This window comes from Devosia insulae DS-56, from assembly GCF_000970465.2.
Lineage (GTDB): Bacteria > Pseudomonadota > Alphaproteobacteria > Rhizobiales > Devosiaceae > Devosia_A > Devosia_A insulae.
Window position 1 is genome coordinate 1 of the sequence record NZ_LAJE02000005.1, and the last position, 8,442, is coordinate 8,442.

Annotated in this window: 8 protein-coding genes; 2 read left to right on the forward strand and 6 right to left on the reverse strand. The window is 65.4% G+C overall.

All coding sequences use genetic code 11. The features are described from left to right. Positions 1–170: 170 nt before the first annotated feature. Positions 171–1,985: an ABC-F family ATP-binding cassette domain-containing protein gene (locus VW23_RS00255; RefSeq protein ID WP_069907599.1), complete on the reverse strand. Its 1,815-nt coding sequence runs from the start codon at positions 1,983–1,985 to the stop codon at positions 171–173. A 322-nt stretch (positions 1,986–2,307) separates the two neighbouring features. On the opposite strand from VW23_RS00255, the gene VW23_RS00260 reads away from it, so the two are divergent. Next, entirely contained in the window at positions 2,308–2,658 is a 351-nt protein-coding gene (locus VW23_RS00260; RefSeq protein WP_069907600.1) for a hypothetical protein, read from the forward strand. Between the two features lie 269 nt (positions 2,659–2,927). Here VW23_RS00260 and rirA read toward each other — a convergent pair whose 3' ends face one another. The 5 genes from rirA to VW23_RS00285 form a co-directional block, all read right to left on the reverse strand. Then, a complete protein-coding gene (gene rirA / locus VW23_RS00265) occupies positions 2,928–3,404 on the reverse strand; it encodes an iron-responsive transcriptional regulator RirA (protein WP_069907601.1) in 477 nt (158 codons plus the stop codon). Between the two features lie 196 nt (positions 3,405–3,600). Next, on the reverse strand, positions 3,601–4,647 hold the full coding sequence (locus tag VW23_RS00270) for an aldo/keto reductase (protein WP_069907602.1): 1,047 nt from the start codon (positions 4,645–4,647) through the stop codon (positions 3,601–3,603). Positions 4,648–5,275: 628 nt separating this feature from the next. Then, complete coding sequence (locus tag VW23_RS29740) at positions 5,276–5,476, reverse strand: DUF2188 domain-containing protein (protein ID WP_084645383.1); 201 nt, start codon at positions 5,474–5,476, stop codon at positions 5,276–5,278. A 75-nt stretch (positions 5,477–5,551) separates the two neighbouring features. After that, positions 5,552–6,649: an ATP-dependent DNA helicase gene (locus VW23_RS00280; RefSeq protein WP_069907604.1), complete on the reverse strand. Its 1,098-nt coding sequence runs from the start codon at positions 6,647–6,649 to the stop codon at positions 5,552–5,554. Then, positions 6,649–7,335 (reverse strand): fumarylacetoacetate hydrolase family protein, encoded by a 687-nt coding sequence (locus VW23_RS00285; protein WP_069907605.1) that lies wholly within the window; start codon positions 7,333–7,335, stop codon positions 6,649–6,651. The genes VW23_RS00280 and VW23_RS00285 overlap by 1 nt, the downstream gene beginning before the upstream one ends. Positions 7,336–7,502: 167 nt before the next feature. On the opposite strand from VW23_RS00285, the gene VW23_RS00290 reads away from it, so the two are divergent. Continuing rightward, entirely contained in the window at positions 7,503–8,345 is an 843-nt protein-coding gene (locus VW23_RS00290) for an alpha/beta hydrolase (protein WP_069907606.1), read from the forward strand. The last annotated feature ends 97 nt before the right edge of the window (positions 8,346–8,442 follow it).

The window sequence follows — 8,442 nt, forward strand, 5'->3', positions numbered from 1 at the left end:
AGGCCACCAAGCAAACCCAAGAACAGCCGACATCGCGCACAAATACGACCGGGTCACCCTCACCTGGCCCATCCCGCTCGCCCAATCGCAACCAACCTGCCGAAACCACCCTTTGCGCAACAGGCCCTTTATGGGGGAGGCCGGGAGGGGGCCGTCTCTATCAGTCAGTTCTACCCCTCGATCTCCTCGCGCAGCGCCTCGAGTTCCAGCCACTCGTCCTCGGCCTTGCCGAGCGCCGCCTGGGCTTTTTCCAGCGCCTTGCCGGTCTCGGTGAACTTCTGCGGGTCGCGGGCATAGAGGCTGCCATCGGCCAGCGTCGCGTTGAGCTTGGCGATCTCGGCTGCGAGCTTCCTGATCTCCTTGGGCAGCGTCTCGAGCGCGTGCTTCTGCCTGAAGCTGAGCTTCTGCTTTGCGGCGGGGTGCGACGTGGTTTGCGGCAGCGCTGCCTGTCGCCCGCCCTTGGGCTTGGCGCCTCCCACCGGCGCCGTGACGCCAAAGCCGCGCTGGCTCACCATGTCGGAATAGCCGCCCGGATACTCGGTCCACTGCCCGCCGCCATCCGACACCACCACTGAGGTCGCGACCCGGTCGAGGAAATCGCGGTCGTGGCTGACGACGATCACTGTACCCGGATAGTCGGCCAGCATTTCCTGCAGCAGATCGAGCGTTTCTAGATCGAGGTCGTTGGTCGGCTCGTCCAGCACCAGGACGTTCGAGGGCAGCGACAGGACGCGCGCCAGTACCAGCCGGCCGCGCTCGCCGCCCGAGAGCTTGCTGACCGCGGTACCGGCCTGCTCGGGGCCGAACAGAAAGTCCTTCAGATAGCCCATGAAGTGCTTGGGCTGGCCGTTGATGATGAGCGTATCCGAGCCGCCGCCGGTCACCGCTTCCTTGAGCGTCATGTCGGCGCTGAGCGAGGCGCGGCGCTGGTCGAGGCTCGCGAGTTCGAGATTGGCGCCGAGCCGCACCGTGCCGCTGTCGGGCGGCAGCTCGCCGGTCAACAGCTTGATCAGGGTGGTCTTGCCCGCGCCATTGGCGCCGATGATCCCCAGCCGGTCGCCGCGGATCACCCTTGTGGTGAAATCCTTGACGATGACGCGCTCGCCAAAGGCCTTGGAAATGTCCTTGGCCTCCATCACCATCTTGCCGGAGGTCTCGCCCTCGGCGACCGAGATCTTCACCTCGCCGACGCCGCGCTTCAGGTCGCGCCGTTCCTGCCGCAGCGCGAACAGCCCATCGAGCCGGCGCACATTGCGCTTACGCCGGGCGGTGACGCCGTAAGTCAGCCAGTGTTCTTCGCGAACGATCTGCCGGTCGAGCTTGTGCCGGGCGGTTTCCTCTTCCTCCAGCACCTGGTCGCGCCACTCCTCGAAGCCGCCAAAGCCCTTGTCGAGGCGGCGGGTGACGCCGCGGTCGAGCCAGACGGTCGAGCGGGTGAGGTCGGCGAGAAAGCGTCGGTCGTGGCTGATGATCACCAGCGCCGAGCGGATGCTGGAGAGCTCGTTCTCCAGCCACTCGATGGCCGGCAGGTCGAGATGGTTGGTCGGCTCGTCGAGCAGGATGATGTCGGGCTCAGGCGCCAGCACCCGCGCCAGCGCGGCGCGGCGCGCCTCGCCGCCGGAGAGCCGATGCGGCTCCTCGTTGCCGGTGAGGCCGAGCGCGTTGAGCAGGTAAGTGGCGCGGTAATGATCGTCGCCCGCCTGCATGCCGGCTTCGACATAGGCAAGGACGTTGGGATAGCCCGAGAGGTCCGGCTCCTGCGGCAGGTAGCGGATGGTGGCACCCGGCTGCAGGAAGCGCCGGCCGCCATCCGGCTCGATCTCCCCGGCAGCGATCTTTAAGAGCGTCGATTTGCCCGAGCCGTTGCGACCGACCAGCGCCACCTTCTCGCCGGGCAGCAGCGACAGTTCGGCGCCCTCCAGCAACTCGGTCGAGCCGAGTCTCAGGCGGATTTGCTGCAGGAACAGAATGGGCGCGGCGGCCATCGGGAAGTCCGGGGTCTAGAGGGGTCGGGCGGCATAGAGCACGTGAAGGCCCGGAGATCAACGCATCCCGCCACGCCGCTGCTCCCTACGGGAGCAGGTCCTGCTGGCGCGGCCAGACATGCCGGAGAATCACCGGACTATCGGCGTCAATACCGTTGCTCGAGCGGCAAGAGTGGATGAACGGAGCCTAAATGTAGGGATCAGAACTTGTTCAAACCAGGTTTGGCATTAACTGCGCCGTTCGCTGACGCCCCCGGAGGCAGCGGATGCGGTAGATGCCGGACCAGGAGGTTCTGCCCGCTCCATCCGGCAGGAGACGACTATGACTTCGTTCACCAAAATCGCCGGCGTGGCTGTGGCCGGGCTGGTTCTCATGACTTCGTTCGCCCAGGCCGGCAACACTGTCGTCGACAGCAAGCCGATCTACAAGTTCGGCAAGATCGCCGGCTGCCAGCTGGCCAGCGGCGAATTCCCCGACGATATCTTCGTCATCAACAAGGGCGTCGCCGTGCTCAAGGCCGGAACCCAGGTCAAGTGGAGCCTGCCGGACACCTACGCCAAGGGCACCTACACCCTCCTCGCCGATCTCGCCGCCGGCAAGAGCGTGTTCGTTTCCAACGCCATCCCCGGCGGTGTTGAAGCCGGCCATGCCTGCAAGGCCAAGGCGCTCTAAGACCAAACCGACAGGCGCTGGAACCGGCTTATCGGCCAGTTCGAGAGCCTGTCGGGCTCTACCCCGCAGGTGGGGCAGATCCTGACAGATTTCAGCCGACATGTGCCTGAGGGCCCGCTCGCTCGGACCCTTGGCCTGCCTGCCGGCAACCCCAGAGAGAGACTGGGTTCCGCCGCACGATCAACGCCCTCGGGTCGGGCGCGTGTGGCGAAAGGGCGGATGCCGGACGGTTGGAGTCGGTCCGGCATCCGCCGCTTAGTTCAGTGGGCTCAGTGCGCCGCTTCGCGGATCAGCACCGGTTCCATGTCTTCGAACTTGAGGCCCAGCCGATCGCGCAGCGACTTCCGCTTCGAAGCGAGGTCGGCGATGGTGTAGCTCTCGAGTACGTTGAAGAACGCCCCCAGTGCCTCGCGCAGCGCCGCATTGACGTCGCAGCTGTCGGCCAGCGGGCAGGTGATGTCGCCATCCTCGAAGCACTCGGCCATCGAGAAACTCTCTTCGGTGAGCCGCACCGTATCGAGCAGGGTGATCTCCTCGGCCGGACGGCCGAGCTTGATGCCGCCGCGGCGGCCGCGCACCGTCTCGATCAGGCCGTTTTCGACCAGGGGCTTGATCAGCTTGAACAGGAACAGTTCCGAAATCGCATGCGCCCTGGCGATGTCGGCGACCCGGCTCAGGCCGGGTGCATTGACCGCACAATAGATCAGCGTGCGGATGGCGTAGTTGGACTGGCGAGTCAGTCTCATCGAATCTCCGATTCGGCGCGTCACGCCGACTTCTTGCTGCTTCCCCACGCAAAGCCCGGACATCAAGGGATCTTTGCGGCTGGATGGGGTCTGGAACCGTCCACAGTTTATAACGGTTCTAAACTTAGTCAAGAAAACATGACGCTGCAGTTCAGGATTGTGCGGGCGGGGGAGATCGGCCCGCCCGCACATCGCATCATTTGTCGAGGTAGGGCCGGGGCAGCGCCAGGTCGGCCTCGCCCATGCGGTCCTGTGCGGTAAAGCTCTGGTGCCAGTAGGGGTAGGGCAGGTTCGGCTGGCTGACGGCGTCGAGCCGGCCCAGCTCTTCGGCTGTGAGCTGCAGCTCGGCGGCTTTGAGGTTATCCTCGAACTGTCCGATATTGCGGCCGCCGACGATCACCGAGGCGACGATCGGCTTACTCAGCAACCAGGCCAGCGACACCTGCGCGCCGGAGACGCCGTGAGCGCCGGCGACTTCGTTGACCACGTCGACGATCTTCCACAGGTGTTCCGGATCGTAGATCGGCGGCTCCTTGAAGCCGCGCACCTGGCGGCCATCGCTCGGCTTCGAGTTGCGGGTGTACTTGCCCGACAGCCAGCCGCCGGCCAGCGGCGACCACACCAGCACCGAGACGCCTTGGTCGAGGCCGGCCGGGATCAGCTCGAACTCGGCCTCGCGCGAGTGCAGCGTGTAGTGGATCTGCTGGGAAACGAAGCGCTGATAGTTGCGCTCGTTGGAGGTGGCGAGCGCCTTCATCAGGTGCCAGGCCGAATAGTTCGAGCAGCCGATATAGCGGACCTTGCCCGAGCGGACGAGCGTATCGAGCGCCTCCAGCGTTTCCTCGAGCGGCGTCTGCCCGTCCCATTCATGCACCTGGTAGAGGTCGATGACGTCGGTCTTCATCCGTTTGAGCGATGCTTCCGCCTCGCGGATGATGTGCCAGCGGCTGAGCCCGCGATCGTTCGGTCCCTTGCCTCTGGGGAAGCGCACCTTGGTGGCGATCAGCAGCCGGTCGCGCCGGCCATCGGTCAGCGCCTCGCCGATGATCGTCTCCGAAACGCTGCCCGAATAGACATTGGCGGTGTCGATCAGGTTGACGCCATGGTCGAGGCAGAGATCGATCTGGCGCTGCGCCTCCTTGACGTTGGTATCGCCCCACAAGCCGTCACCACCGAATGTCGCCGTGCCGATCGACAGCGACGAGACCTTGAGGCCGGAACGGCCGAGCAATCGATAGTCCATGCTACCCTCCAGGAAATGTCGGCGCGGACCCTAAAGCGCTTTCAGGAAAAGTTGCAGACTTTTCCGCTTCGAAAGCCCGACAACAGATGCTGGCTATTGTCACAGCTGTCTCCCCACCCACGGTGTCGCCCCGGCGGAGGCCGGGGCCCATCCTGAGATGGTGTGGGACCTGCGCAAGTGCCGCCGCATCTCAGGATGGGTCCCGGCCTTCGCCGGGATGACATCGAGTTCTTGGGTGCGGCTGGTGCTGAACTCATGCCGCGGGTCACCCTTAACTTGGCGCGGATGGCGCTTGCCGACACCAGGCCGCTGCCCGCGGCGCCATCCGAGTTAACAAACCGCTACCCGGGCAGTCAGGCAACGGTCAGCACGACCGCCTTACTCTCTGGGCTCGGAGGTGGTGGAGGTGATCGCTTACATCGTGCAATTGCCAAGGGGCGACATCAGGCGCTTCGGTATGTTCAGCAGCATCGTGGTGCAGTCCGAGGAGCTTCCCAGCATCGTCAGCATCGAGCCCGGTTACGCAGTGCGGCTCATGCGAGCCGACACGCAGATGGCTGCCGTCATGGGGCAGATGTTCCCGGCATGGCGGATAGAACGGCTGAGCGAGACGGCTCGGCGCCCGTCGTCAGGCCGGCCAGTGCTGCTGCACCTGCCCATCCTCGCTTTCAAGGAAGACTCGGTTGTTGCCCCTGGTCCGGCGGGCCATGTCGACCGCAGCGCGAACCGCCCGATCCAGGGTTGAGTGGCTCGCGAGGACGGTAGGGCCGACGCTCAGCGTCCAGCCGCCCTGATTGGGAGACACGAGAAATCGGAGGGGTTGCATCATTTTCGCGCGCCGTCCTGCTGCCAAGGCACCAGCGTGCAAAATGTCGCGTTATCGCCTCGTTAACCGTTCGGCCGGTCAGGACACCACGGTGATCTTCTCGCTGGCGCGGGTAACCCCGGTATAAAGCCAGCGTTGCCGGTCCTCGCGAAAAACATAGCTCTCGTCGAACAGGTAGACGTCTTCCCACTGGCTGCCCTGGGCTTTGTGCACGGTGAGGCAGTAGCCGAAGGTGAACTCGTCATACTGGCGGCGCTCGGGCCAGCTGAGCTGGTCTTCCTCGCCGGAAAAGAACGCCGCGTGCGTCACCACCTTGGCCTGCGTCGCCTTGGCGCCGGTGACTTCGTCGGGGTCGAGCGTCATGGAGTAACGGGCATTGGAGCGCTTCTTCACTTCGGCAGCAGTCCAGATCTGCCCGTTGAGCAGCTTCTTGATCGGGTTGTTCCTGAGGCAGACCAGGCGATCGCCGGAGACCGGCTCGTGCCGCGGCAGGTTCTTGATCTCGCGAATGCGGTCATTATAGGCGACGCGCGTCTTGTTGCGGCCGGCCAGCACCTGGTCGGCTTCCATTACCGCGTCGCGGTCGACATCGGCGCGCGGGATGACGAGGCTCTCGCCATAGCGGCCATGCTCGAGATAGCCGCCCTCACGGATCTCCATCGACATGCGGATGATCGGATTGTCCGCCGCCTGGCGGTGGATCTCGGTGAGCATGTAGTCGGGCTCGTCCGCCGTGAAGAAGCCGGCGCCCTGCACCGGCGGCAGCTGGAACGGATCGCCCAGCACCAGCACCTTGGTGCCGAAGCTGAGCAGGTCCCGGCCGAGCTGCTCGTCGACCATCGAGACTTCGTCGATGACGATCAGGTCGGCGGTCAGCGCCTCGCTCTCCGGGTCGAGCGCGAATTTCGGCTCGCCGTCCTTCTCACTGACCAGCGCATAGATCAGCGAGTGGATGGTCGAGGCGCCGCGCGCCCCGTATTTCCGCATCACCATCGCCGCCTTGCCGGTGAAGGCGGCATATTTCACCGACTTCACCCCCTGGGCGAGATGGCGGGCGAGCGTCGACTTGCCGGTGCCGGCCCAGCCGAACAGGCGGAAGACCTGTTTGCCGTCCTTGTCCTTCAGCCAGCGCGACACCGCCTGCAGCGCTTCATCCTGTTGCGGCGACCACTCCATCAGCCGATGCGCACCGTGACGCTTCCGATGCCAGCGATCGAGCCTTCGAGCAGGTCGCCCTTGACCACGGCAGAAACCCCGGCCGGCGTACCGGTGAAGATCAGGTCGCCGGGGAACAATTCGAAATACTTGCTGAGCTCAGCAATGACGTGCGGCAGGTCCCAGGTCATGTCGGCGATATCGGCCGACTGGCGGGTCTCGCCGTTGACCCGGAGCTCGATGGCGCCCTTCAGCGGGGTCGGGACATCAGCGGCTGGGACCAGCGTGCCGATCGGGGCGGAATGGTCAAAGCCTTTGGCGACCTCCCACGGCTTGGCGCCCTTCTTGGCCCAGGCCTGCAGGTCGCGGCGGGTCAGGTCGATACCGACCGCATAACCCCAGACATGGCGCATCGCCTCGGCGACGGGAATGTTCCTGCCGCCCGTACCGATGGCGACGACCAACTCGATCTCGTGGTGGTGGTTGCTCGTTTCGGACGGGTAAGGCGAGTCGGCGCCCTCGATCACCAGCGCATCGGCGGGTTTGGCAAAGAAGAACGGCGGCTCGGCATTGGGATCGTGCCCCATCTCGCGCGCATGCTCGGCATAGTTGCGGCCCACGCAATAGATGCGGCGGACCGGGAACAGCCCCCCGCCGGCGACGGGGACGACAGGCTGCGGCGGCGGCGCGATAACGTAATCGGACATCGTGGTTCCCATACTCTGAGGCGGGCCACACTAATCGAATCGGCCGGGGGACAAAATGAGAACTTTGCTGGTCCGTAAGTTCCCTGGGGGCGACCGCTGCAACGTTTGGGGTGCTTGACTTGGCCGTTGGGTCGGGCTCGGGTTGGTGGAGCCTGAGGGAGTACGCCGTGACCGCCATCGACCCGTTCGACATTCCCAACCTGGTGCCGGACTTCGAGGCCGTAAAGACTGGCAATCTCGCCGCCAGCGCCCGCACCCGCGCCACCCTGAAGAGCCGGCTCGACCTCAGCTATGGCGATGGTCCCCGGCAGCGGCTCGACCTGTTCTTTCCCGAAAACGCCACCGGGCCGCTGCCGATCCACATGTTCATCCATGGCGGCTACTGGTTTTTGAACGACAAGGACATGTTCGCCTTTCCGGCCGAGACCATCACCCGGAGCGGCGCCATCGCGGCGATCGTCGAATACACGCTGATCCCCAATGCCCGCCTGGCGCAGCTGGTGGACGAGGTGCGGCAGGCGGCCCGCTGGCTGGTGGCCAATGCGGCAAGCTTCGGCGGCGACCCCAATGCCTTCTCGGCCTCGGGGCATTCGGCCGGCGGGCACCTCGCGAGCTATCTCGCCGCCCGCGCCCCGCACGAGGCGCATGCACCCGGCATCCCGGTGAAGTCCCTGCTGCTGGTCTCGGGCCTCTACGACCTCCGCCCCATCACCCAGAGCTACCTGCAGCCCAGCCTGTCGCTCACCAACGAGGAGGTCGCGAGCTTCTCGCCGCTCGGCGCCGAGCAACTGGCCGGTCCCGAGGTGGTGGTGGCGGTCGGCCACAACGAGACCGAGCCGTTTCACTTGCAGGCGCAGGACCTCTGCTTTGCCGCCGAGCGGCGCGGCCTCAACTACGAGCGGATCACCTTGCCCGAACTCGACCACATGACCATCGTCCGCGATCTCGGGCGGCCGGAAAGCCGGATGGGCGGGTTGCTGGCGGAGACGATTGCGGCGTCGCGGGGATAGGGGCGGTACGACAACGGGACCGACGGGCCGGTGCGGGAAGATACCCCCCACCCTGTCCCTCCCCCGCAAGGGGGGAGGAGACCAAAACACTGGCGCC

Excerpts from the sequence above, each read along its gene's own strand:
- rirA (WP_069907601.1), bottom strand. The coding sequence starts at position 3,404 with ATGAGACTGACTCGCCAGTCCAACTACGCCATCCGCACGCTGATCTAT.
- VW23_RS00270 (WP_069907602.1), bottom strand. The coding sequence starts at position 4,647 with ATGGACTATCGATTGCTCGGCCGTTCCGGCCTCAAGGTCTCGTCGCTG.
- VW23_RS00280 (WP_069907604.1), bottom strand. The coding sequence starts at position 6,649 with ATGGAGTGGTCGCCGCAACAGGATGAAGCGCTGCAGGCGGTGTCGCGC.
- VW23_RS00285 (WP_069907605.1), bottom strand. The coding sequence starts at position 7,335 with ATGTCCGATTACGTTATCGCGCCGCCGCCGCAGCCTGTCGTCCCCGTC.
- VW23_RS29740 (WP_084645383.1), bottom strand. The coding sequence starts at position 5,476 with ATGATGCAACCCCTCCGATTTCTCGTGTCTCCCAATCAGGGCGGCTGG.
- VW23_RS00260 (WP_069907600.1), top strand. The coding sequence starts at position 2,308 with ATGACTTCGTTCACCAAAATCGCCGGCGTGGCTGTGGCCGGGCTGGTT.
- VW23_RS00255 (WP_069907599.1), bottom strand. The coding sequence starts at position 1,985 with ATGGCCGCCGCGCCCATTCTGTTCCTGCAGCAAATCCGCCTGAGACTC.